The organism is Wolbachia endosymbiont (group A) of Cydia amplana, assembly GCF_964028495.1.
In the GTDB taxonomy this organism is placed as follows: domain Bacteria; phylum Pseudomonadota; class Alphaproteobacteria; order Rickettsiales; family Anaplasmataceae; genus Wolbachia; species Wolbachia pipientis.
Map to the genome: position 1 here is coordinate 1,087,091 of NZ_OZ034792.1, position 25,402 is coordinate 1,112,492.

Consider the following 25,402-nt stretch of genomic DNA (forward strand, 5'->3'; position numbering starts at 1 on the left):
TGTACAGAGAAGATAAATAAATAGCTTCAGTTTCATGATAAGGGGGTTGGCGAAGGGTGTCAAGTAACTTTTGCATTTAATCCATTTCTATGGCTTATATAATAATCGTTATTGTAGTATAATTTAGAATAATGCAATAGATACCTAAATGTTTTAGCTATTAATTATATGTTGCACAAAAGCATATATTGCCCTACCATCCAAGTAGGTTAGAAATAAAGAGGTTTTTATGAGTTTTACTTTACCTGAATTACCATATGATAAAACAGCTTTAGAGCCTTACATATCTGCAAAAACTTTAGACTTTCATTATGATAAGCATCATAAAGGGTATTTAAATAAACTCAACGAGCTGGTTGAAAATACGGATTATCAGCATGTGAAAATTGAGGGATTAATAACAGAAGTTCATGGTAATAGCAGCAACTTGCCTATATTTAATAACGCAGCACAAGTTTGGAACCACACTTTTTATTGGAACTCAATGAAAAAAAATGGTGGTGGTAAGCCTAAAGATAGTAGTCTTTTAGCAAAAAAAATTCAGGACGATATCGGTGGCTTTGATAAATTTTATGAAGAATTTTCGAGTCATGGAGTAAGCCAGTTTGGCAGTGGATGGGTATGGTTAGTGCTCGAAAAAGGTAGGTTAGGAAAGCTCAAAATCACCAAGACTCCAAATGCAGATTTGCCAATAATTTATGGTCAAGTGCCACTACTCACTATGGATGTGTGGGAGCACGCCTATTATTTAGATTGTCAAAACCGTAGAATTGACTACATAAAAGTTTTCCTTGATCATTTGATTAATTGGGATTTTGCAGAAGAGAACTTAGAAGAATATATGAGATGAATATACCCCGGGTAACAAAATTAGATAATGGTCTGCGCATAATAACTGAGCAGGTGCGTGATATTGATTCCGTAGCTTTAAGCATACGAGTTGGTGTTGGCAGTAGAGCAGAAAGTGCAAAGCAAAATGGAATATCCCATTTTTTAGAACACATGGCTTTCAAAGGGACGAAGACAAGAACTGCCTTTGAAATTGCAAAAGCTTTTGATGACATAGGTGGGGTTTTCAACGCCAGCACTGGTAGGGAAAGCACCACCTATTATGCAAAAGTCCTCAAGAAAGACATAAAAACTGGTATTGATATATTAATAGATATATTGATGAATTCCACGTTTCCAGAAGATGAATTGGAACGTGAGAAGGGTGTTGTAATACAAGAGATTTTTCAAACTAATGATTCACCAAGTGACATTATTTTCGACAAATATTTTGAGGCAGCTTATAAAGACCAACCATTTGGTAGGTCAATCTTAGGCACGCAAAATACTGTAAAATCTTTTACTCGAGGAGATCTAGATAATTACATAAATGAGCATTACTTTGGTGAGAATATGCTATTTGCCGTTGCAGGAAATGTTGAACATGAAGAAGTTGTTGCATTAACCAAAGATTTTCTCTCAAAGATTCATTCTAAAAAGCTGAAAAAAAGCCAAAATGCGAGCTGTACTGGTGGTGAGTATTTAGAACATCGTAAATTAGATCAGGTACACTTGCTAATTGGTCTACCTAGTGTTTCTCGCCATGACGATAAATATCACACGTTTCAAGTGCTTGATTCTATATTAGGGAGCGGAATGTCATCACGTTTATTCCAGGAAGTAAGGGAAAAGCAGGGATTAGCTTACTCTGTTTATTCATTTAATTCCAGCTATACTAATACAGGAATGTTTTCCATTTTTGCTGGTACAGACAGTAGTAACTTAGATAAGCTTTTAAAATCTATAACGACAGAGTTGAAGAAGTTGTCTACAGATGATCTGAAGGAAGAAGAAGTAAATAGAGTGAAAGAGCGAGTAAAATCCCAAATTTTAATGTCACGCGAAAGTGTTAGCTCACGTGCTGAAACATTGGGACACTACTACGGTAACTATAATAGGTACATCAGTAAAAATGAATTAATAGAAAAAATTAGTGCAGTTACCACTGCTAACGTAAAAAAAGCAGCAGAAGAATTGTTATCTCAGCATGAAAAAACCACTCTAGCTGCAATTGGAGAAATTGAATCATTACCAAGTTACGATAAAGTGGTTTCTATGCTTAAAGCTTAGCGCATTCTATTACATTAATTTGGCTACTTTACAATTGAAGCGGTGTGCTGTGAACTACACGCTTCTTTTATATTGCTTCTAGGAGGAGATGATGATACTTGACCTTGAGGTGTAGTGCTGCTTGCAGGATTCAAGTTTATATTTTTCTTTTGCTGAGGATAATTCCATGCTTCTTCACGAGTCTGAAATATAGGCTACCCATCATTATAGTTTGAGTTTATATTTTCCTTTTGCGAACCAGCGTTCAATAATTTCGATATCTCTCGCCCTAGCTGATCACCTTTATAATTATTGTTAAGATCTTTGATTTTCTCCTCACCCAATTCCATTATTCGAATTAGAGAGGTATCAATAAAATCCGTTTTTATTTTGTCAATATCTATCGATTTATTACCATAAATCGTAATTTCACTTTTACCTTTTTCACTATTCACATCATAGCCTTGCTCTTTAACTCCTGTTATTACTTCCTTCTTTAATAATCTATGAATAGTATTTATTATTTTTTGACCACAATCTTGAAAAAAATCTCTGATTGTCTCAAATGCCTCTAATAAGGAGATGGTTTCAGTATGTGCGTATTTTTTACCTAGTGGTGGCTCTTCAGCATTCTGGTGTATAGATTCTATTTGCTGAGGGTCAAGCATCATTGCATGACGTTTTGAGCGTGTTGGTTGTGCTTTGGATGATGACATGTCTTTAATATCTTGTTTTTTACTCTCATCATCAACAACCACACCATCACTTGATTTCCTTTTTTTAGTAGGTAATGATGGTGGCTCCTCATTATTCTGGGATACTGCATTTAAATTCTTAAGTTTAGGAGGTAATTGTGGTGGCTTTTCTTCAGGTGATTGTCTCTGAGTGTCTTGAAGATTTTGGTATATAGGTTCTTCTTTCCTTAAATTTTCATAAATTGGTTCTTGTACCAAGTTAGCATTGACAAACTCCTGTACTCTTTCTAGATAACCAACATTTTTGTCCTCTTTAGGTACTTGAACGCCTTCAAATTTAATATTGTTTATATCTTCAACACTCAGCCCATTTTCTTTAAGCCATCCCCCTCTTTTGCTCATTGATGCAACAAACTCATTAATCTTTTGAATATTTTTTACATCATCATCAACTAGCATGACAGTTTTTGGCAACTCACCGTGTTTATTCTTATACTTCACAATTGCCTCACAGATGTGCAAATTCTTTCCGACTTGACTTTGTTGTTCTCTAACATCTAACTCTTGCAACTGATTATCATAATCTCCTGGAAACCCACCAAATACAGAAATGCTACCTGTTTGTTCTTCAAATAAACCCAAGTGATCCTTTACAACCTCTTTTACAGCATCCGGATATTTTGTATATGATGCAATATTAACTTCTATTCCACTTGAAAGTGCAGATTGCAGTACAGATTTTAACCCCTCTTTATTTTTTATTCCGTCTGTATTTTCTAGAAAATTTTTTATGTCGTTATCAGTTGCTGCATTATTTTGAGTAGAATTAAAGTCACTTTTGCTTAACCTAGAAAGAGCATTGTGCATGTGCCCATTAGTAATAGTATTATCAAAGTCAAATATTAATAGAACATTATTTTTTATATTCATATCTTTATCTCTAACATTTACAAATTCAAGACAAAGGCTAACATTAATAGATTAATTATTTATTATAGCACTTCTGAAGGAAAAATAATAAAAGGAAGAGTTAACAGAATAGACTTCTTGCATAACCCAAACTAAGTAGAAAAAAGGTATAGCTATACCGCCGCGGTATCTCTAGATCCCGCTGGGATGACGATTGTCGTTTAGCCATAAATATTAAGGAATTTACCAAATGAAAAAAAAGGTAAAAGAAGCCCCGTGGTGGTTAGCTATTCACTATGTACTAAAATATCGGCGTTTTTTTTATTCTAAAACGCTTGATTAAGAGCGATTTAGCTGCTTTTAACTTGCAACTAACCTACACCGCAAGTGTTTAAGAAATTTACCAAGCAGGAAAAAAGGCAAAGAAACCCTAGGGTAGCTAGTATTCAAATTCTCCCTTGTCAATTTGACGTTTTTTGCTGTCTTAAACGCTTTGTAAGCGCGTTTCGGCTTATATAGGTAAAAACCCAGAAATTTTTAAGGACATGCGATGCACGTAGTGCGAAAAATTAAACATGAGACGCCAAATACCCTAAGTTTTTTGTCATTAACCTGCACAGATTGCGAAGATAAATAAATAGCTTCAGTACCATGATAAGGGGGCTGGCGGAGTTTGTCAAGTAAGTTTTTTCGTTTCTATTTCCAATAAAAGTTCGTTATATGGTTATGCAAGAAGTCTAATGAAGAAAAGACTTAAAGAGAGGCCAAATCAAAGTGCAATGGTATTTCACTAATCCAATTATTTTTCTCCTGATCTAGCCTATCATCTAATATTGCCTGCCTTATTGATGCCATTAACTTATTCATAAAGAAAATATTATGAATGGTAACGAGCGTGTAAGCCAGGAGCTCTTTAGCTTTCAGTAAATGGTGTATATAAGCTCTTGAATGTTTTCTGCAGGTAAAACATAAACAGTCACTTTCAATTGGGTTATCGTCCAGCTCGAATTGTTGATTTCGCAAATTGATATGCTCTTTGCACTTTGAAGAAATAGAATCTCTATTTTTTACTTTAATCAGCGCACCACCATGCCTTGCTAAACGGGTTGGATGCACGCAATCAAACGTATCAATTCCAAGACTAACTCCGCGAAAGATGTCCACAATTCCACCAATACCAAGCAAATGAGTAGGCCTGTCTTTTTTCAAGTGGTCCATAGTGAAAGAAACTACATCGTACATCTGCTCTTTACTTTGACCAAGTGATCCACCTATTGCTTGACCGAAAAATGGTAAATTGTTGATAAAATCACAACTTTCTCTACGCAGATCGTGATATATTCCGCCTTGACTAATTCCATACAGTGCCTGCTTGCCATTATTGTTTTTTTCAAATTCATTTAAAGAACGTTCAGCCCATCTGTGGCTCATGAGCATTGATTTTGCTGTGTATTCTTTGCTTACGTGAAATGGAGTGCATTCATCTAAAACTAGGATTAAATCTGCACCTAATTTCTGTTGAATTTGTACAGATTTTTCAGGAGTTAAGCAATAAATTTTACCATTAATGTAAGAACGGAAAATTGCCCCATCCTCATTAATTTTGATCAAAGTTTTTTGTTTTTTTCTTATTCCTTTTATCTCTTCCGAAACTGATCCGTGGCCTAAGCTAAATATCTGATATCCACCTGAGTCAGTTAGCATTGGCCCATTCCATCCTATCATCTTGCGCAAACCACCAAGTTTTGCAACAGTATTCTCTCCTGGTTGAAGCATTAGGTGATAGGTGTTGGAAAGTATGATTTGGGTACCAGCTTCACTTATTCTTTCAATATCTGCAGCTTTAATTGCAGCTTTTGTTGCGCAGAATATAAAAGCGGGGGTTTCTACGCTTCCATTTGGAGTTTTAATTGTTCCAACTCTTGCAGAACCTGATTGCTTGATTCTCTTGAATGAAAATTCTTCTTTCATCTATTTGCCTGAAAGTTCTGTTATGATGTTTTCTACTTTCTCAGGAGTAAGATTTTCATAGAAGTCATTATTGATCTGCACAACGGGAGCATTAACGCATGCACCTAGGCATTCAACTTCTTTTAAAGTGAACAAATTATCTTTAGTAGTCTCACCGATATTGATTCCAAGTTTTTTTTTAAAGGTATTTAAAACTTCTTCACTATTGCACAACCAGCAAGGAGTTGTTCTACAAATTTGTATTAGATATTTGCCTACTGGTTTTAAATTATACATGGTGTAAAAATTTGCCACTTCATATACACGAATATGTGGAATATGCAGCATATCAGCAACATAACGCATAGCAGATTCAGAAACCCATCCGCATTGCTCTTGAACCAGATATAGTAAAGGCATAACAGCACTACCTTCTCTACCTTTGGGATACATCTCTATAAACTTTCCCGCTTTCTTGAGGTTTTCTGATGTAAAACTAAACTGCTCTTCTTTTTCTATCATTCATGAGACTCGTGTAAACTTTAACAGATTATACCTGTAGAACCAATGATTGCAATTGTTGGTTTTTTGAGAAATAGCATAAAGCTTCTTAGCCCTCTTCAAGCTTATATTTACCTTTTAGTATAAAATATTATATTAATTTTTTAATTTTAGTTAAAATTTTCATTGACATTAACACACAGGAGTAATCATAATAGCATTTTATTAATATTTTAAATAAAATTATGTCTATATTAAGAAGATTGCTCGGGATCAACTCAAATACACCGGAAATTAAAGAAGCGATAGGTTTTAATCCAACAAACGTAGAATTAATTGAGGGGAATGGAGTTGCTTACGGACTCAGCTATCAAGATAATGGTAATGGGAGCAGTAAAGTAAAATTACTTATTAGTCCATTATATCAATCAAAAACATACGAATGTGGTACAAATATCAGCGTAGCAAATGAATTCAAAGATCAATTATCTCTCACATTAATAGAAGATTCAGCTGAAATAGATAAAGTTGGAGTTATCTTTCCTGAAGAAGGAATTAGCGAAGAAGGAGAAAAATGCGTTAAAGGCTTATCTTTTAACACTTACGGAATTAAACAATCAGTTAATACTCCTTCAGTTGAACATTTAGATAAAAGAAAATTACAAAAGAATATTGATAATAATAGTCTTGCAAATGTGGGCAATAGTTACTTTCAACCAAGAGCAGTGAAAGTTGGTAATGGTGACGTAATTGTAATCGCCCATAACTTAAAGGATCAAACTTTAGTTTCTTGGTACTTAAAGTCAAGCGAGAGCGGAAAATTTAAGGTATTGACTGGAGAAAAAGGTGTTACAGAAAGAAAATTGTTCAATTTTGATAATCAGGGGCAATTGGCATTAAATGGAAACACGATGCTTTATTCGCAAGTGAGCAAAAGGATTACTAAGGAAAATCAAGAGGTGAGAAAAACACGTATTTTTAAATTTGATATGGCTAAAGTGATTCAGGGTCTGAAGGATGGAGTTAATGGCTTTTTACTTGGTAATCGAAAAGGTCAAATAGATAATAAAGCACTATCTCTTTCTAGAGAACATGAAATAAGCTTTTTGCAGTATGTTGAACAAACGGAAGGAAATGATCTAGTTGCTTTTCTTGAAAATGACCAATCAGCTAATGAGCAGAGGTTACATATAGCAACTCTACTTAAAAATGGATCAGTGTCAGATTTTCCTATCTATCAATTTACAGATCCTATAGAGCAATTATATATTAAGGGCAACGGTCAGGGTGGTTTTATCGTAACTGCGGTAAGTGGAGAAAATATTGTAACTTTTAATCAAAACGGCTCTGGAAAATCTTCTGAAGCAACAATAATACCGGCAAATAGCATCAAAACTCTCAGTGATTTTGTTAATATCATTAACGGTCGATTAACGCCAGATATTATTTCTAGTAGTACCGTGGCTCCTATAACTGTTGCAGAAACGGTTGTGACTTCTAAGAAAACGCCGACTGCTGCAATTACTAGCACAGCAGAAACCGACGCTGTGAAGACTACTAAATTGACAACGGAAGCCGTTGCACCTACTTCTACAATAAGTAAACCTTCAACGGAGTCAACGACAGTAGCAAAAACAACTACTACTTCACAAGCGACCACGGTTGCTACAACGTCAACTAGTGTGCCGATAGTAACTTCAGGGACTGAGACAAGTACTGTAAAACCTACAGCAGCGACTGGTGCGTCGACTTCTACGATGAGTAAACCTTCAACAGAGTCAACGACTCAAACAAGCACAGTAACAGTGGAACCAACTGCGCCAACAACAAGCTCAGAGAAAACTACACAAACAGTATTTAGTATACCAAGTACTAGAACAAAAGAGTCAACAACTCCTATATTCACCACGACTTTACTTCCTCAGTCTACTTCTTCACCACAACCTACTCAACTTGCTATAGGGTCTAATAAGGCAGGAATGATAGGGGGATCTTTGGTTGGAGCAATAGGTATTGTTGGAATTATAGGATTCATAGCATATAGATATGTTAAGGGTCGTAATGCTGCTTCTGTATTAGAACTAACTGATTTGGGTTATAGAAGGCGATCATCTTCAAGTAGCGATGAAGAAATTTTTACCACTGGTAACAGAATGCGAACTATATATCAATCTGAAACAGTGCTAAATAGTATATCAGTAGAAAGTAGTAGTCGATCAAGAAGTAGCTCATCGTCTTCAAGCGGTGGACCAGGCTCTTGACTAACTGAAGCGGAGTCTAAAAGTGAAAAAAGCTTATCTTGGGATAGTGATGATGTGCCGGAATATCACCTTTAGCTATTTGTCTAAATGTTTTTAATATGTAGACTGTTAGGAAATTGTCTTTTGCTTTTGTGATTTTCATGTTAAAGTATAATTCCTAGGTGAAATAAGTAGCTGCTGTTGTGTGATAAACATAGCAGAGGAAAGTCCGGGCTCCAAGGAAAAATAGTGACGGGTAATGCCCGCCGGAGGTAACTCCAGTTATAGGGCTACAGAAAATTACCGCCTAAAATATTTTTAGGTAAGGGTGAAAAGGTGTGGTAAGAGCACACCATGGCAATGGCAACATTGGTAGTCGAGTAACCAACACTAGGAGCAAGATTAAATAGAAGTAGATTTTATGTTTTCCTCATATCTACTCGGGTAAATCGCATGCGGTAAATGGTAACATTTACTCCAGATAAATAGCTACATAAACAGAACTCGGCTTATATTTCACCTAGGCGTTCACATGATACGTGCGATATAAGCCATGCTATATTTAAATGTGTAGGCATTTCATGCGTTGTCCTTCACTTGTTCTGCTTGATAGCCATCACTACTTTCGCCTACATTAACATTAGAATATTCATCATCATCAATATACTCTTTCAGAACATACCCTCTGCCCCAAACGGTTTCTATGTGGCTTTTTCCATCATTTGCACTTTCAAGTTTCTTACGTAATTTGCACATAAAAACATCAACTATCTTGTTATCTGAAGGTTCATCTAAGCCATTGTAAAGATGATTTAAGAACATTTCTTTTGTTAATACTGTTCCTTTACGCAGTGCTAGCAATTCTATCATAGAATACTCTTTATTAGTAAGGTGAACCGTTTTACCTTTCACCTCAACAATCCTGTGATCAAAATTGATATTTATATTACCAATCTTTATCACCGATTCAGGATGGCCTTTAGTACGACGCACTATGGCCTTAATTCGAGCTAATAACTCACTTTTATGAAATGGTTTGGTTAAGTAATCATCGGCACCATACCCGAGTCCTTTAGCTTTGTGATTGACAGCGGATATACATGAAAGTATTAAGACAGGAACTTTGATTTTTGCACTTCTTAGTCTTAGCAATATATCATATCCGTCAATATCACCAGGCAAGTGTATATCTAAAATAACTAGGTCATAGTAATCTCCGTTTGAGGAAACCATATTATTGTTATAATCTTGTGCAGAAGTAACAACGTCACAGAAATGTCCATCAGAAGTTAAGGCGTTAACCACAGTCTTTGCACTTACTTGATCATCTTCAATTAATAATATACGCATATTTTACACCCCATAAATAATTTATAATTTTAGTAATATATATAACTAAGGAAAGTAATAAATCAAATTTTTATTAACAAATGATCAAAATTACACTTATTAATTAATAGTAAATATATTGTTCCAAAGTTATATAAATAGATCTAAAATATAATAGACATACCATGATAGTAATAATATTTTTAGTAAATATTGAATTAAAGTTACTATTATTAAAAGAATACTTCGGTTAATAAATATTTAACTATTCTATATGTCTGTGTTATATTTTTAATTTACTTATCCTACTATTTTAAAGTATAAGTAATATTTTCAGGAATATTGTGTGGCAATATCAATTTTAGGTGCTGGTGCATGGGGTACAGCAATCGCAATTTCATTAGGTAGTAAGAAAGATGTGATTTTGTGGACTCGCAATGAAACTACATTTGAATCAATCAACGGGAAAAGAGAAAGTGACAAGCTACCCGGTTGTCGAATTTCTGATAATGTGTCAGTAAAATTGGCTATTGAAGACACAATTAATGCTTCAGTAACAATCCTCGCTGTTCCCACTCAGTCTCTGAGGAAGGTATGTCAGCAATTGCATAATTGTAATCTGAAAAAAGATGTAGCAATAATTTTAGCTTGTAAGGGAATAGAAAAGTCTACATTAAAATTACCTAGTGAAATAGTAAATGAAATTTTACCTAACAATCCTATTGCTATTTTTTCAGGTCCTAGCTTTGCTGTAGAAGTTGCAAGAAAATTACCCTATTCAATGGTTCTTGCATGCCAAAATAACACATTAGGTTCAAAGCTAGTATCAGAGCTGCAACAAGAAAATGTTAAATTGGAGTTTAGTAACGACATTATAGGAGTACAGATTTGTGCAGCGTTAAAGAACGTTTTTGCTATAGCGTGTGGGATTGTTCTAGGTAGTAAACTTGGGTTTAATGCTCATGCAGCATTGATTACGAAAAGTATGAGCGAAATTAAGGCTTTATACTCAGCAAAAATTGGTGACGGTAGTGTGGATATAAATACACTACTTGGGCCAGCATGTCTGGGTGACCTAATTATGACATGCACATCCTTGAATTCAAGAAACTTATCTTTTGGGTTTAAAATAGGTAATAGTGATAATGGCTTTAATGTTCAGCAGATTTTGTCAGAAGGCAAGTCAGTGATTGAAGGTTTTAGCACTGCTGAGTCCATATTTAATTTAGCAGGAAAGCTAAAGATAAAAATGCCTATATGTGAAGCGGTCTATAGATTATTGTATGAAAGCGCCTCTATAGAGGATACTATTTCTGTTCTTATAAGTTAATTTTGTATTTGGATATATTGTGAAATTTTTATATAAATTAATATCAACGTGGTGGCTGTCTGGAACAGTAAAAAAAATGCCAGGTACTGTGGGTAGTTTGGCTTCTTTTCCGCTTGTTCCTGTAATCCTGAGCAACAAAATTTTAGGTGCAGCAATTATTTCTTTTTTATTCTTAATTGGATTATGGTCTACAGGTAATTATATAAAACATTACAAGACTTCATGTGATCCAAAAGAGGTAGTAATTGACGAAGTGGTTGGTCAATTGCTGACGATACTTTTAGTTTCGATATTGTTAAGCCAAGAGATGAATTATTCTTCATTGTTGTTGTGCTTTTTTTCTTTTAGGTTTTTTGATATAATAAAAACGTGGCCTATAAATTTAATCGATAAAAATACCAAAGGTCCTTTAGGTATTATGCTAGATGACGTTATAGCTGCAATTTTAGCCTGTGTTCTTATAGGAGCCTTTTATTGTTTATTGTTGGTGTATGCAGGATAAAAAAATTTATTATTCAAGCTTAATTGTTCAAAATCTAAAGGATTATATACTGTACACAGCGAATTTATCTGAGTGGGAAGTACACGATGAATTTGATAACATCATATTTACAATAAATGGTACCAGGGAGTCATTATTTAATTTTGTGTTCTGTGGAGATCAATGTACCGAGCTTTCTATACAAAAAACTCTAGATTATCTCAGAACAAGAGATATAGAAGCAACATGGGTAATAAATTCACATATGAAAATAAGAGATATTTTAGAAAAGTGTGAAATAAAACACGTTAGCACACCAAAAAAAGCTTTACTTAATATGAAAAATTACTTTTTACCTGCTGATGTTATTCCAAACTTGAGGTTAAATGCTGTGAATGGTAGCAACCTCTTAGAACAGTTAGATCTACACACTTCTAAAATTTTTTATCATGGCGTTGGAATTGTCAGCACATTTTTTCGCGGATTATCAAATTATGATGATAAGAACTCAAGATTAAGATTTTTTCTTGTAACACTAAATAATGAAATTATTGGGACATGCGGTCTTTATGTTCAAGATAGCGTAGCTGGTTTTTATAGTGATGGAGTTTTACCAATTTACAGGAATCGTGGAATAGGTACCCAAATGGTTTTAGAAAGAATAAAGATAGCTAAACAGCTTGAATGCAAATATATAGTAGCACATTGTATGAAATCTTCTGTGAACCTTTATAAGAGATTGGGCTTTCAAATGTTAGGCAATCTTTACTTATATACCTCTTCAGCATAATTCTGAGCGGTTACAAATTTTTACATTTGTTTTAAAAGTGCTATGTTTTTTTTGTATGAAGTGGTTTTAATATTGATTCTAATATTATTCTTTCTCTCTTATTCTAAATTAAAAATTAGTAATAAGATTAAGAACTTACAGCATCAAAATGTTATCATAAATAATTTGATTGATACTGTGAATGATGGGTTTTATATTTGGGATGCAAAAAAACGTATAGAAAAGTTCTCTCCCAATTTACTAATTTTGCTTAATACTGTTTTTTACTCATTTAATGAGTTTGTGAATTTTTTTGAGCAATCAGAAAGCTTAATCAAAAATTTTGTTGAGGCAAAGGAAATAAATAAATCTTTTACTCTAGATTTAAAGTCAAAAGACAGTGAGGTTTATTGCATATGTTACGGTAGAAGCATAATAGATGATTCTAACAATGTGATAGGTGTGCTGTTATGGATAAGGAATGTCTCAGACTGTAAGATAAAGGCTAACGGACTTGAGTTAGAAAATAGTAAGCTTACACAGGAAGTGGAGAGCTATAAAAACGTTTTCAACTCTTTACCATTTCCAATACTAAGATATAACAAGAGTAGAAAGGTGGAATTTTATAACTTGTTTTATGATAAATATGTAGATGGTTCTAAGAAATTTGCTATTACCGGTAGCGCTCATAGCACAAAACCAGGAAGACATGTCATAACTTATAAGAACGAACCTAAGGTTTTCGATTTTGTTAAAATTCCAATACAAGGTTCTGGTAGCATAGTAATGTATGGGAAAGATGTTAGTGATGCAGAGAAATTATATACTGAATTAAACAGTTATTTAGCTACACAGAAAAATTTGCTTGAGAGGTTACCGGTTGCTATAGTAATATATAGTAAGAATCAAAAGCTAAAATTTTATAATAATGCTTTTATAAAAACCTTTCAATTTGACCCAAAATTTTTGGCATCTTACCCAACTTATCACGAAGTTATGCTTTACCTCTTCGAATCTAAAAAGCTTTTAGAAAAAGAGGATTTTCAAACTATTAGTAACCAAAGACATGAGTTGTTCAAAAAATTATTTGAATCGTACGATGATACGATGCACTTCACAAACGGAAAAGCGTTCAGGGTATTAACAATACCATACGCTTCGGAAGGTTTGCTGTTCTCTTACGAAGAATGCAAAAGATAATACTTAAACTCCTTCTCTCTCTACCATGAGCTGTTTTACTTTCGCTATTGCTCTTGCTGGATTAAGTCCTTTAGGACAAGTTTTTGTGCAATTCATTATTGTATGACAACGATACAACTTGAATGGGTCGTTTAAAACATCAAGTCTTTCACCTGTCTTATTATCACGGCTGTCAGCAATCCATCTGTAAGCTTGTAATAGTATTGCTGGTCCTAAAAATTTATCACTATTCCACCAGTAGCTTGGGCAACCAGTCGAACAGCAAGCACATAATATACAGTCGGACAAGCCATCTAATTTTTTTCTATCTTCAGAAGATTGAGAGTATTCTTTATTTGGTAGGGCAGGCTTATCTGCTTGTAACCAAGGTTTAATTGATTTGTATTGCTCATAAAATTGGCTCAAATCCGAGACTAGGTCCTTTATTACATACATGTGAGGTAATGGATATATTTTTACGTCACCTTTTATATCATGTATAGATCTAGTACATGCAAGAGTATTGGTTCCGTCAATATTCATGGCACAAGATCCACATATGCCTTCTCTACAAGAACGTCTGAAAGTTAAAGTCGAATCTATTTCATCCTTTATTTTTATTAATGCATCAAGTACCATAGGGCCACAACTATCCATATCAATAAAAAATGTGTCTATTCTAGGGTTTTTCTCGTCATCAGCAGACCAACGGTAAATTTGAAATCTTCTGATGTTTTTTGCTCTAGCAGGAATAGGATAAATTTTGCCCTTTTGATTAATTTTAGAATTCTTTGGCAAAGAAAACTGAACCATATCACTTACCTTTTATTGTTTATAGCTAAAACCCTTTGTAGATAACATATTTTATTATCATCTACTATATTTTTATTAAATTCCTTTTAAATCGCACACATATTGTAGCCAAGCGAAGCTAAAATCTCTCTTTCTAGATTTTTCATTATAATTTCTTCATCTTTTTTTTGGTGATCATAACCAAGTAAATGCAGTAATCCATGCACTAACATGTGTGCAATGTGAGCAAGAATGGGTATATAATACTCATGCGATTCTCTTTTTATTGTGTCTATTGAAATTGCTATGTCTCCTAAATCGCACTCATTAGACAATTGTTCATACGGAAATGATAGTACGTTAGTTGGCTTATCCATTTCTCTAAATTTTAAATTAAGTTGATGTAGCAAGTCATCATCAGCCAGAGCTATTGATATATTTGGTTTATAGTGGTCTATTTTTAATTCTTTTAGAGAAGCATTGATGACACCTAATACAAAATTTTTAGGATTTTCTATAATGCTGCACCATTTCTTGTCAAGAATATTTACTTCTAACATGAGTGACACATCAGTAAGGGTGTCATGCAAATAGCTGACACTGGAATCCAAAAAAGAAGAGTTATAGACCCTTGTGTCATGTACACAACTGTACGAATATTGTACACTAGAAGGATGTCATCCCAGTGTCTAGGCACTGGGATCCAGGAATTTTGATTAGACATCAAGTTAGTGAATATAAAAGTAGCTAATCTTATATTAAAACACAACGGCTTTAATGTGGTTGCATTAAGGCTGGATTCCAGTGTCAAGCACTGGAATGACACCTTTGTGTTTGATGCAAAATCGGCTATAACGTTTAATGCACTGCCTTCGAGACAAATATTCATACAGCTGTGCGTTGTGTGCTGAGATGACATCATTTAGGAACTGAAATGACAGGTATTACACATCACTCATCCTTATTATTTCATTCCATTCAATTTCCGAAACTGGGGCAATTGATAAACGTGGTTGTTTTAATATAGTCATATTTTTCAAAAGTGGGTTTTGTTTTATATTATTTAACGTTACTTGGTTATTTAAAGGTTTCAAAAACTTTACATTCACTAATCCGAACTTGGGATCATTAACATGATAATACTCTTTAAATACTTCAACGATTCCAAGTATTGCTTTCTCTTTACCTGTATGATAAAAAAACGCAAGATCGCTTGCTTTCATAATTTTCATGTAATTTTGAGCTTGATAATTGCGCACACCATCCCACTCAACTACCTGCTCCTTTTCCATTTTTTGCCATGAGTATTCACTTGGCTCTGACTTAAGTAGCCAAAATTGCATTATTTTTTTCTTCTTAAGTAAGCTGGTATATCATAGATATTGCTGCCCCACTTAGCTCCTTCGCTTACCTGTTCAGCTGGTTTTGTTTCCAGTGTTTTGTCTTGTGTACTTTCACTTTGACTATATGGCCACTTAAATTTCTCTTTCTCTGAGTCTTCGCTCTGACTTATAGGTGAAGTTTCTGATTTATTATTGCGACCATCAATGCCAGTTGCAAGAACAGAAACTCTAACTCTTCCCTCCATCGCTTGATCAAAAGTAGCACCAAATATTATATTTGCATTTTCATCTACTTCTTCACGCACTCTATTGGCTGCAGCATCAACTTCAAACAGAGTCATATCTCCGCCACCAGTAATGTTAATTAATATTCCTTGCGCACCTTTCATTGATACATTATCAAGCAATGGATTAGATATTGCAGCCTCTGCAGCACTAATTGCTCTATCTTCTCCTTCTGCCTCTCCGGTGCCGATCATCGCTTTGCCCATCTCGCTCATTACTGTTTCTATATCAGCGAAGTCAAGATTGATAAGCCCTGGCATGACCATCAAGTCAGTTACTCCTCTGATGCCAATGTGCAGAACATTATCAGCAAGTTTAAATGCATCAGAAAATGTAGTTTTTTCATTTGCAATTCTAAATAAATTCTGATTTGGAATGACAATAAGTGTATCCACGTATTTTTGCAGTTCTTCAAGTCCAAGCTCTGCAATGCGCATACGGCGCACACCTTCAAAACCGAACGGTTTAGTTACAACTCCAACAGTCAATATCTTTTTTTCTTTTGGCGCTCTATCCTTAACTGCGGCTCTTGCTTCTCTGGCTGCTTTTGCAATTACCGGTGCTGCACCGGTTCCAGTACCACCGCCCATTCCTGCTGTGATGAAAAGCATATGACTATCTTTTATATGCTCCATAATCTCATCAATTGACTCTTCTGCTGCACCTTTGCCAACATCAGGCAAAGCACCAGCACCAAGCCCCTTAGTTAAATTAATGCCAAGCTGAATTTTTTTATCACATAACGACTTTTCTAGTGCTTGAGCATCGGTATTTGCGACAACAAAATTCACTCCTTGCAAATTAGATTGGATCATGTTATTCACAGCATTTCCACCAGCACCACCCACTCCCACAACGGTAATCCTTGGGTGCAATATAGGTAACTCCGGCAGACTAAGATCAATAGACATTTAAATTACTCAAATTTAGCGAATTCACTTGATAATAAGTTACCGCTTTTTTAATAATATGCAAATACTTTTCACTTCTATAGGCGTAAACAGTAAACGGGATTTACTTATTCTTAACATTTATACTAATAAGTGCCGTTAATTATAATAACTAGATTCTTAGATGACATCACTTAACCGATGCAAAAAATAGAAAACGTTTATAAAAAGGGACAGAAACCTATCCCTTTTTATTTTGTTAAAGATTATTAGATTTCTTATCTTTCTCTTCCCCTTTCAATTCTTCAACCGCAACATCTTTTAATTTTGAGGCAATTTGATATGTTCCATAAAGAACAGCAGCTGCAGCAATTGCCATTATGGCACCCGCAACTATCTGACCAGCAACACCTGTTCCGATAAATCCAGGTAATGAAGCAGCTATTGCTTGATTTGTTCCAACAAAGTAACTGGCAGTCTTAGCAAGAAACCCAGAAGCTTCTGCTGCACTAACAAAGCCTGCTTTCATATGCATTGCTGTAAAGACAACACTTGCAACTGCAAGCGGAAATAATGCTGTTCTCCCTTTATTATGCATAGCGTACTGACCAGCTCCACCAGCAGCACCAGGAATTCCCCAGTATTTTTCAGCTCGTATATATCCTTCTGAAATAGCATGAAAAATGCCATCCCCTTTTCTATACTCATAATTTGTTAATGCCATAACTCTACTCCTTAAATAGAATGTTAAAATTTCATTAAGGAAGCATATAGTAAAAAAAATTGCCTGTCAAGTAAACTAATTTTTTAATATACCTTTATTCTGTAATTGAGCGCTTCAGCAATGTGTGCTCTTTTTACTTCTTCACTTTTTGCAAGATCTGCAATAGTTCTTGCAACTTTTAATACGCGTGTGTGGCCTCGATTGGAAATGTAATTTTCTTTCAGTACGTATTTTAGCAATTCTAACCCTGCCTGATCTGGTTCAGTAAATTTATTAAATGCTTCACCGCTTACTTCTGAATTGCAACGAATATTTAATTCACTATAGCGCTCAGTTTGAACTTTTCTTGCTGCTATCACTCTTTCTCTTATGATTTTAGTACTTTCTCCCTCCACAGAGATTTCAGGAGAGAGTATGCTAACGTTTGGCATTTCAATGCATATGTCTATTCTATCAAGCAATGGGCCTGATATTTTGTTTTTGTAATCTGTGCCACACTTTGGAGCTTTGTTGCACGATCTGCTTGCATCACCTAAATAACCGCACCTGCAAGGGTTCATTGCAGCAATCAGTTGAAAATTTGCAGGGTAGGTTATGTGAGCATTTGCCCTTGCAACGGTAACTTTTCTATCTTCAAGTGGTTGGCGCAGAGAATCAAGCACAAGTCTTGGAAATTCTGGCAACTCATCAAGGAATAACACGCCATTGTGAGCCATGGTAATTTCTCCAGGTTTTGCATTCTTTCCTCCCCCTATCATCGCTGGCATAGAGCATGAATGATGAGGTTCACGAAAGGGACGAGTTACTTTGAATATTTCATTACCAGTTTTTGTTATGCTGGAAATAATATTAACATCAATTATCTCCTGTTCGGTTAAATCAGGCAGCAATCCTATAAAGCGCTTAGCAAGCATTGATTTTCCAGTACCAGGAGGGCCAACAAGAAGCATATTATGCCCACCTGCTGCTGCAATTTCAGCTGCTCTTTTTGCAACAACTTGGCCTTTGATATCCTTCATATCGGGAACCAATCTTTTTTCTTTGGGTGCATCACTATAATTAAAAATTACTGGCTGAATTAATTGCTCACCCTTAAAGTGTCTGATAATATCAGTTAATTTCTCTATAGCCAGAATTGAAACATTCTTCACCCATACAGCTTCTACACCATTTCCTCTCGGGCAAATTACTCCTTTATTGTCCTTTTTTGCATTAATTGCTGTTGGCAGCACACCTGAAACTGGAATAACTCTGCTATCAAGAGCCAGTTCACCCATGATTATATAAGACTGAACTTTTTCAACTGGTATCACATTCATTACAACAAGTAGTCCAATAGCAATAGCCAAGTCATAATGACTGCCTTCTTTCAGCAAATCCGCAGGGGAGAGATTAACTGTAATTCTTTTTGGAGGTAGTAGTAGATTGATTGAATTTAACGCTGCTCTGATGCGCTCTCTGGATTCTGCAACAGTTTTATCCGGCAAGCCAACAATATTAAAAGCTGGAATACCATTTGCCATATGAATTTGTGCATTGACATTTACTGTGCTAATTCCCTGAAGCGCAACGGTATTTATATTTGCAATCATAATATATTATATAAAATTGTTAATATAATATATTAAAGAAGCGATGAAGTAAAGGCTACAGCAATTAAAGATGGCTTAACTTAGCAAAAAAGTGTAGTATTCTATCACTTTGCTGATTACAAATGTTTATAAGGATAATCACTTTTTTCTTACTATATTCAAGTACGGCTTTTTGTAGTGATTGTAATTTTAATTTACCATACTGTGGGCTCAGTTGTAATCTAGATCTATCATATAGAAATTTAAGTAATATAAAAAAATTATTGAATAACGACGATAAGTTTGTTGCGCTTACGTTTGATGATGGACCTTCCAACAATAGAATAAACGATATTATTAATGTTCTGGAAAGCTATGAAGCAAAAGCAACATTTTTTGTGCTTGGTGAACGTATAAATGAAAAAACGTCTGAAATAGTAAAGAAAATTCATGAATCAGGTCATGAGTTAGGCAATCACTCTTGGTCGCATAGGAAGTTGACATCACTTTCAAGTGAGGAACAATTGCAAGAATTGGAAAAGACAAATACAGCAATTAAAAATGCAATAAAACAAGATGTAAAATGGTTTCGTCCGCCATATGGATGTTATGACGATAATCTGATTGAAAATACTGATCAATTAAATATGTATTCAATATTATGGACAGTTGATTCGCTAGATTGGCAAGGTGATAAGCCAGAAACTTTAGTTGAAAGAGTTTTAAGTAATGTACATAATGGAGCAGTTATACTGTTTCATGATCACAATAACAGGTCAAACACAATTGAAGCTTTACCTCATATTATTAAAATACTAAAAAAATCAGATTATAAGTTTGTGACCTTAAGTGAGTGGGAAAAAAGGGTTTGTAATACGGTAAAAGCCAGAAGTGTAACAATAAAAGAGGGGAAAAAAGTGTGTTTTGAAGGAATGTTATGTGGACAAAAAACAAAGTCTTTAACCGCAGAGCATTCATATTAGGTGGTATTCAGCTTACCATTTCTGCGGTTTTTAGTTGCAGGTTATATAATTTACAAATACGAAACAGACAAAAGTACGAAGCACTATCTAATAGTAATAGAATAAGAGTTGCTACTATTATGCCTAAGCGGGGCAAAATTTTAGATAGGAATAGCATTGAACTTGCGGTAAACAAAATTTCGTATGTTGTTTTGTTTGATGGTTCTGGTAAGGAAGTTGATTTGCAGACATTATCAGAAGTCGAGTCTAAAATAGCAAAATCGTCAGAAAAAATAACTGCTCTTTATAAACGTTATTACCCGTTTGGTTCAATGTGTTCTCATGTAATCGGATATACAAAAAGACAGCAAGGCATAAGCGAAGTAGGAATCAGCGGTATTGAATATACATATGATCATATATTGAAAGGCAAGTCAGGAAAATCTGAGCAGGAAATAAATTCTAAAAAACGCGTCATAAAAGAATTATCAAGCATACCACAACAAGACGGACAAGATGTACAACTGACAATTGAGATTAATCTGCAAGAGAAAACCGCAGAGGTATTTAAAGATCACCAAGGCTCCGCAGTGGTAATTGATGTAAATAATGGAGAAATTTTAGCATTATATAATTCACCTTCTTACGATAATAATCTTTTTGCTAGCAGGCTATCAAATGAGACTTGGGAAAACTTGAATGCTCCTTCATTACCGCTTGTGAATCGTGCGTTATCATATCAAATTCCACCTGGTTCAATATTTAAAGTAATAGTTGCGCTTGCGGGTTTAAAAGACGGGATAATAACACCAGAAGAGAAATTCTCGTGCAAGGGCTATATGAAAATAGGTGAGCGGAAATTTCGTTGTCTGAAAAGCAAAGTCCATGGGTATGTATCTTTAAATGAGGCAATGGCATTATCATGCAACACTTACTTTTATAATATAGGGAAAAAAATAAGTGTAGACTCTCTAGTAGAAATGGCCAGAAAATTTGGTATTGGAAGTGGGCCACTGATTGGAACGTTTAAAGAAGAAGCTCCAGGGTTGTTGCCAGATAGAGATTGGCGTACACGAAAGCTATATTCGCAGTGGTATTTAGGTGACACTATCAACTTAGTTATAGGACAAGGGTATATGCTTACAACACCACTACAGCTTGCAGTTCTTGCAGCGAGGATTGCAACAGGAAAAGAGGTAATTCCCCACATTGAGATGAGTAAAACGATACAAGATTTTCCCGATATTGATGTGGATTGTGAGCATCTTAGCATAGTTCGAAAAGCTATGTTTGATGTGGTGAATTCTAAAACTGGAACCTATAAGAAAGGGCTAAGCGGTATACAAATTGCTGGCAAAACCGGTACACCAGAAATAAACTCTAAGGGCGAAAGTCATAAGTTATTTATCGCCTATGGCCCTTACCATAACCCGCGCTATGCAATCTCTGTGTTTATAGAACACGGCAAAGCCCCACGCCAAGATGTTGCAATTGCTAATGAGATATTTCAGTATATGCTTGAAACTATGAGTATTAAACTTCTTGCATAACCATATAACAAACTTTTATTGGGAATAGAAACAAAAAACTTGCTTGACACCCTTCGCCAGCCCCCTTATCATAAAACTGAAGCTATTGTATTTGCTTTCGCCGATCTGCAGATTAAAAGGTAAGGATTACTTAATGTATCGGCGTCTTATGTTCAATTTTTTGCAGTATATAGATACTGTATGTCTTTACAAAACTTCATCTACATCTAGATTTTTATCTAAATAAGCTGAACGCGCTTATAAAGCGTTACAAGACATCAAAAAATGCCAATACTCGACAGAGATAGTAAAAGACTAGCTAACTCGGGGATTCTTTGTCTTTTTTTCTGCTTAGTAAATTTCTTAAACATTTGCAGCGTAAGTTAGTTGCAATTAAAAGCGGCTGAATCTCGCTTGTCAAGCGTTTAAAACATAAAAAACGCCAATATTTTAAAGCGGATAATAACCCCAGGGTTTCTTTTGCCTTTTTTTTCATTTGGTAAATTTCTTAATATTTATGGCTAAACAACAACCGTCATCCCGCTACGTGTTAGCGGCTAAGAGATACCGCGGCGGTATGACGGTTTGCGGCGGCATGACCTCGTCATTCCCCTACGTGTTAGCGGGATCTAGAGATACCGCGGCGGTATGACGGTTCGCGCGGTGGCATGACCTCGTCATCCCGCTGCTTGTTAGCGGCTAAGAGATACCGCGAATGAATCGCGGTATGACGGTGTAGATGATGGTTAAGTAATTCGTCATCCCGCTGCTTGTTAGCGGGATCTATGCTTTGAGATACCGCGAATGAATCGCGGTATAACGGTTCGCGGCGGCGTGACGATAAGCTCGTCATCCCGCTATTTGTTAGCGGGATCTAGAGATACCGCGAATGAATCGCGGTATGACATAGGGAACCCTTTCTTGGGTTAGCTATAGATTTACTTCGCATATTCAGCTAATTTTTATTACAATTACAACAAAATAATTTTGGCTTTGATGAAAACTGTATATGTATGTCAATCCTGTGGTCACAGCACTGGTAGGTGGGTAGGGAAGTGCATCGCATGTGACAATTGGGATACAATTGTTGAGGAAATAGCAGTAAAAACGGGCAAAAGAAGTATATCTGCACCAATTTTAATAAAGACGTTATCGGGTAGCGAAATTATCACTCCAAGTCGTTTTTTAACAGGAATAGAAGAATTAGATAGAGTTTTTGGTGGGGGTATCGTTCAAGGTGCTAGCATTTTAATTGGTGGCGAACCTGGTATTGGAAAATCCACCCTTTTGCTTAGAATTGCAGCTAATGTTGTGCAACTTTCCTCTTTTGAATGTCTTTATGTATCCGGCGAGGAGTCTTTAGAGCAGGTGAGTCTCAGAGCAAAGCGTCTTAAGATAAATGAACCTAAAATTAAGCTTTTATCTACAGTGTCTTTAACTGATGTAGTAGCAACAATAAAGGAAAACAAAAGTATTAAATTCTTAGTAATTGACTCTATACAAACAATGTATGATAGCAGAATTACATCGGCACCAGGAACTGTAACTCAGGTTCGTACTTGCGCACATGAATTAACTATTCTTGCGAAACAATATGGTGTTTCTCTTTTAATAGTTGGTCATATAACTAAGGATGGACAAATAGCTGGACCCAAAACTCTGGAGCATATGGTGGATACGGTATTATATTTTGAAGGTGAAAATAGCAATCAATATCGCATTTTGCGTACTATTAAAAATAGATTTGGCCCTGCAAATGAAATTGGTGTTTTTGAGATGTCTGAAGCAGGACTTGTGCCTGTTGATAATCCATCATCATTGTTTCTGATGGCCCATGACAGAGAAGTAGTTGGCAGCGCCGTATTTGCAGGAATTGAAGGTTCAAGACCAATTTTAATGGAAGTGCAAGCATTAATAGCAGGGACTAATATGGCAACCCCAAGAAGGGCAGTAGTTGGGTGGGATATTAATCGATTGGCTATGATCATTGCGGTGCTAAATGCTCGTTGCAAAATGTTTTTGCATGATAAAGAGGTATACCTAAACATTGCAGGGGGACTCAAAATACAGGAACCATCGGCTGATCTTGCTGTTGCTGCTTCCCTTATTTCAAGTGTAGTAAATTTACCGCTGCCAACTTCTTCAATAATCTGCGGTGAAGTTGCACTTTCAGGAGAAATTAGGAATGTCTCGCATGCTGATCTCAGACTAAAAGAAGCACAAAAGTTAGGATTCAAAAAAGCAATTATGCCTAAAAATGGCAATTATTCTTCTCATGATATTGAGATAATTAAGCTTGGTCATGTAAGGGAATTAAGAGAAGTCTTTAATTACAATTAAATAATGCTTCAGCAAATTCTTTACTAGTAAACTCCCTTAAGTCCTCTATATTTTCGCCAATTCCTATAGCATGTAACTTTACCTTATAAGCTTCTGCAAGTCCAATTACTACTCCGCCCTTAGCGGTGCCATCTAGCTTTGTTACGATTAGCCCGGTAACATGGACCATCTTACTAAATGCCTCTAATTGGCTATAAGCATTTTGGCCGGTAGTTGCGTCAAGAACTAAAATAACGTCATGAGGGGCAGTATCATCCAATTTCTTTATCGTTCTATATATTTTTGATAACTCCTCCATAAGGTTCACATTATTTTGCAGCCTTCCTGCTGTGTCAATTAGAACAACATCAACGTTATCTTTTATAGCTTGACTTACAGCTCTATATGCCACACTTGCAGAGTCGCTACCGTACTCTCCAGTAACAATCAAGCAATCAGAACGTTCTGCCCAAATGTTTAACTGCTCACTAGCAGCAGCTCTAAATGTGTCACACGCAACAAGCATAACGGATTTTCCCATCTCCTTATATTTATATGCAAGCTTACCTATAGTCGTGGTTTTACCATTACCGTTTACTCCGCATACCATTATTATATGTGGTTTTTTATTTAAAATTAACGGCTGTACAACTGGGCTCAATATAGCTTCTATTTCGTTCATTAACTGCTGCGAGATAATATTATGTTCAACTTCCTTGTCAAACTTGATGCTTGTGAGCCTATCGATAATCAACTTAGAAGTTTTATGACCAATGTCCATGCTAATTAGCAATTCCTCTAATTCATCTAAAAGCGACTGATCTAATTTTTTTTTGCCAGAAAAAATACTTTTCACCCCGTCGCTAAAGCGAGAAGAAGTTTTTAACAAGCCTTTATAAAGGTTACTAAACAAACTCAAGGGAATACTCCTTTTTAAATTATAAACTTAATGACAACATAGAGACGCTGATTGTAAAGAAATACACGTATTATGTGTATTTGTAAAGTTAAACAATCGTTTTACGGGAATTTTGAAAGTAAAAATCACGTAAAACGATTGTTTTCCTTTAGTTTTTAACCTAAATATGTTATAATGTAAAATAGCAGTTTATAGGTAATTTTATGAGTTATAATGAGAAAATTTTAGATCATTATGAAAATCCAAGGAATGTTGGCTCTCTGGATAAAAATGATCCAAATGTTGGTACTGGTTTAGTTGGTGCACCATCGTGCGGTGATGTAATGAAATTGCAGATAAAGGTCAATGACAAAGGTGTTATTGAAGATGCAAAATTTAAAACTTTTGGTTGTGGTTCTGCCATTGCTTCAAGTTCCTTGTTAACAGAGATGATAAAGGGAAGAACCATCAGTGACGTTACACAGATAAAGAATACTCAAATAGTGGAAGAGTTGTCTTTACCTCCAGTGAAGATACACTGTTCGGTACTTGCTGAAGATGCTATAAAGACTGCTATTCATGATTATCAAAGTAAGCAAAAGAATTAAG

Annotated in this window: 24 protein-coding genes and 1 other RNA gene; 13 read left to right on the top strand and 12 right to left on the bottom strand. The window is 35.3% G+C overall.

The genetic code is table 11. The annotated features are described in order from the left end of the window. The first annotated feature begins 229 nt into the window (after positions 1–229). The gene (locus tag ABWU40_RS05385) at positions 230–850 is read left to right on the top strand and encodes a superoxide dismutase (RefSeq protein ID WP_197907379.1); all 621 of its coding nucleotides are present in this window, start codon (positions 230–232) and stop codon (positions 848–850) included. Further along, complete coding sequence (locus tag ABWU40_RS05390; protein WP_010962800.1) at positions 847–2,118, top strand: M16 family metallopeptidase; 1,272 nt, start codon at positions 847–849, stop codon at positions 2,116–2,118. The genes ABWU40_RS05385 and ABWU40_RS05390 overlap by 4 nt, the downstream gene beginning before the upstream one ends. A gap of 194 nt (positions 2,119–2,312) precedes the next feature. Here the strand turns inward: ABWU40_RS05390 and ABWU40_RS05395 are convergent, their stop codons facing one another. The 3 genes from ABWU40_RS05395 to nuoE all read right to left on the bottom strand — a co-directional run bounded on the left by ABWU40_RS05395 (position 2,313) and on the right by nuoE (position 6,173). Further along, entirely contained in the window at positions 2,313–3,722 is a 1,410-nt protein-coding gene (locus ABWU40_RS05395; RefSeq protein WP_246039504.1) for a hypothetical protein, read from the bottom strand. A 732-nt stretch (positions 3,723–4,454) separates the two neighbouring features. Beyond that, a complete protein-coding gene (gene tgt, locus ABWU40_RS05400) occupies positions 4,455–5,672 on the bottom strand; it encodes a tRNA guanosine(34) transglycosylase Tgt (protein WP_015589173.1) in 1,218 nt (405 codons plus the stop codon). After that, on the bottom strand, positions 5,673–6,173 hold the full coding sequence (nuoE, locus tag ABWU40_RS05405) for an NADH-quinone oxidoreductase subunit NuoE (RefSeq protein WP_010962799.1): 501 nt from the start codon (positions 6,171–6,173) through the stop codon (positions 5,673–5,675). Between the two features lie 224 nt (positions 6,174–6,397). Between nuoE and ABWU40_RS05410 the strand changes: the two genes are divergently transcribed. Beyond that, positions 6,398–8,413, top strand: coding sequence for a hypothetical protein (locus ABWU40_RS05410; RefSeq protein ID WP_015589172.1), 2,016 nt, complete (start codon positions 6,398–6,400; stop codon positions 8,411–8,413). Positions 8,414–8,570: 157 nt separating this feature from the next. Next, an RNA gene (gene rnpB / locus ABWU40_RS05415) (RNase P RNA component class A) lies at positions 8,571–8,920 on the top strand. 51 nt (positions 8,921–8,971) lie between these two features. Here the strand turns inward: rnpB and ABWU40_RS05420 are convergent. After that, positions 8,972–9,742 carry a response regulator transcription factor gene (locus ABWU40_RS05420; RefSeq protein ID WP_006280099.1) on the bottom strand — a complete coding sequence of 257 codons (771 nt, stop codon included), beginning with the start codon at positions 9,740–9,742 and terminating at the stop codon, positions 8,972–8,974. Positions 9,743–10,067: 325 nt separating this feature from the next. Here ABWU40_RS05420 and ABWU40_RS05425 point away from each other — a divergent pair, with 325 nt between their 5' ends. From ABWU40_RS05425 to ABWU40_RS05440, 4 genes are read left to right on the top strand one after another with little or no spacing between them, the layout of a single operon-like run. Then, on the top strand, positions 10,068–11,051 hold the full coding sequence (locus tag ABWU40_RS05425) for an NAD(P)H-dependent glycerol-3-phosphate dehydrogenase (protein ID WP_006280098.1): 984 nt from the start codon (positions 10,068–10,070) through the stop codon (positions 11,049–11,051). A gap of 19 nt (positions 11,052–11,070) precedes the next feature. Beyond that, positions 11,071–11,553, top strand: a complete 483-nt coding sequence (locus tag ABWU40_RS05430; protein ID WP_141457025.1) for a phosphatidylglycerophosphatase A — start codon at positions 11,071–11,073, stop codon at positions 11,551–11,553. Then, positions 11,543–12,322, top strand: a complete 780-nt coding sequence (locus tag ABWU40_RS05435) for a GNAT family N-acetyltransferase (protein WP_006280097.1) — start codon at positions 11,543–11,545, stop codon at positions 12,320–12,322. Before ABWU40_RS05430 ends, ABWU40_RS05435 begins: the two co-directional genes overlap by 11 nt. A 42-nt stretch (positions 12,323–12,364) precedes the next feature. Next, positions 12,365–13,501: a hypothetical protein gene (locus ABWU40_RS05440; RefSeq protein ID WP_010962793.1), complete on the top strand. Its 1,137-nt coding sequence runs from the start codon at positions 12,365–12,367 to the stop codon at positions 13,499–13,501. Positions 13,502–13,504: 3 nt separating this feature from the next. Here ABWU40_RS05440 and ABWU40_RS05445 read toward each other — a convergent pair whose 3' ends face one another. Both ABWU40_RS05445 and ybeY read right to left on the bottom strand, forming a co-directional pair. Further along, positions 13,505–14,293 (bottom strand): succinate dehydrogenase iron-sulfur subunit, encoded by a 789-nt coding sequence (locus ABWU40_RS05445; protein WP_010082472.1) that lies wholly within the window; start codon positions 14,291–14,293, stop codon positions 13,505–13,507. A gap of 86 nt (positions 14,294–14,379) precedes the next feature. After that, positions 14,380–14,832, bottom strand: coding sequence for an rRNA maturation RNase YbeY (ybeY, locus tag ABWU40_RS05450; protein WP_010082473.1), 453 nt, complete (start codon positions 14,830–14,832; stop codon positions 14,380–14,382). 24 nt (positions 14,833–14,856) lie between these two features. Here ybeY and ABWU40_RS06355 point away from each other — a divergent pair, with 24 nt between their 5' ends. Further along, entirely contained in the window at positions 14,857–14,988 is a 132-nt protein-coding gene (locus ABWU40_RS06355) for a hypothetical protein (RefSeq protein ID WP_255322244.1), read from the top strand. A 228-nt stretch (positions 14,989–15,216) separates the two neighbouring features. Here ABWU40_RS06355 and ABWU40_RS05460 read toward each other — a convergent pair whose 3' ends face one another. The 4 genes from ABWU40_RS05460 to ABWU40_RS05475 all read right to left on the bottom strand — a co-directional run bounded on the left by ABWU40_RS05460 (position 15,217) and on the right by ABWU40_RS05475 (position 19,106). Beyond that, positions 15,217–15,615 (bottom strand): EVE domain-containing protein, encoded by a 399-nt coding sequence (locus ABWU40_RS05460; RefSeq protein ID WP_007549395.1) that lies wholly within the window; start codon positions 15,613–15,615, stop codon positions 15,217–15,219. Further along, a complete protein-coding gene (gene ftsZ, locus ABWU40_RS05465; RefSeq protein ID WP_010962790.1) occupies positions 15,615–16,811 on the bottom strand; it encodes a cell division protein FtsZ in 1,197 nt (398 codons plus the stop codon). The genes ABWU40_RS05460 and ftsZ overlap by 1 nt, the downstream gene beginning before the upstream one ends. A gap of 238 nt (positions 16,812–17,049) precedes the next feature. Continuing rightward, on the bottom strand, positions 17,050–17,514 hold the full coding sequence (locus ABWU40_RS05470; protein WP_353279163.1) for a hypothetical protein: 465 nt from the start codon (positions 17,512–17,514) through the stop codon (positions 17,050–17,052). Positions 17,515–17,597: 83 nt separating this feature from the next. After that, on the bottom strand, positions 17,598–19,106 hold the full coding sequence (locus ABWU40_RS05475) for a YifB family Mg chelatase-like AAA ATPase (protein ID WP_264378093.1): 1,509 nt from the start codon (positions 19,104–19,106) through the stop codon (positions 17,598–17,600). A gap of 122 nt (positions 19,107–19,228) precedes the next feature. Here ABWU40_RS05475 and ABWU40_RS05480 point away from each other — a divergent pair, with 122 nt between their 5' ends. After that, entirely contained in the window at positions 19,229–20,068 is an 840-nt protein-coding gene (locus ABWU40_RS05480; protein ID WP_015589168.1) for a polysaccharide deacetylase family protein, read from the top strand. Continuing rightward, a complete protein-coding gene (locus tag ABWU40_RS05485) occupies positions 20,023–21,597 on the top strand; it encodes a penicillin-binding transpeptidase domain-containing protein (RefSeq protein ID WP_015589167.1) in 1,575 nt (524 codons plus the stop codon). Before ABWU40_RS05480 ends, ABWU40_RS05485 begins: the two co-directional genes overlap by 46 nt. A 298-nt stretch (positions 21,598–21,895) precedes the next feature. On the opposite strand, the gene ABWU40_RS05490 is transcribed toward ABWU40_RS05485, so the two are convergent. Continuing rightward, a complete protein-coding gene (locus ABWU40_RS05490) occupies positions 21,896–22,072 on the bottom strand; it encodes a hypothetical protein (RefSeq protein ID WP_182309489.1) in 177 nt (58 codons plus the stop codon). Between the two features lie 500 nt (positions 22,073–22,572). On the opposite strand from ABWU40_RS05490, the gene radA reads away from it, so the two are divergent. Continuing rightward, positions 22,573–23,916 carry a DNA repair protein RadA gene (gene radA, locus ABWU40_RS05495; RefSeq protein ID WP_141457221.1) on the top strand — a complete coding sequence of 448 codons (1,344 nt, stop codon included), beginning with the start codon at positions 22,573–22,575 and terminating at the stop codon, positions 23,914–23,916. On the opposite strand, the gene ftsY is transcribed toward radA, so the two are convergent. After that, on the bottom strand, positions 23,903–24,814 hold the full coding sequence (gene ftsY / locus ABWU40_RS05500; protein ID WP_015589234.1) for a signal recognition particle-docking protein FtsY: 912 nt from the start codon (positions 24,812–24,814) through the stop codon (positions 23,903–23,905). The genes radA and ftsY overlap by 14 nt on opposite strands. Positions 24,815–25,017: 203 nt before the next feature. On the opposite strand from ftsY, the gene iscU reads away from it, so the two are divergent. Further along, entirely contained in the window at positions 25,018–25,401 is a 384-nt protein-coding gene (gene iscU, locus ABWU40_RS05505; protein WP_353279164.1) for a Fe-S cluster assembly scaffold IscU, read from the top strand. The last annotated feature ends 1 nt before the right edge of the window (position 25,402 follow it).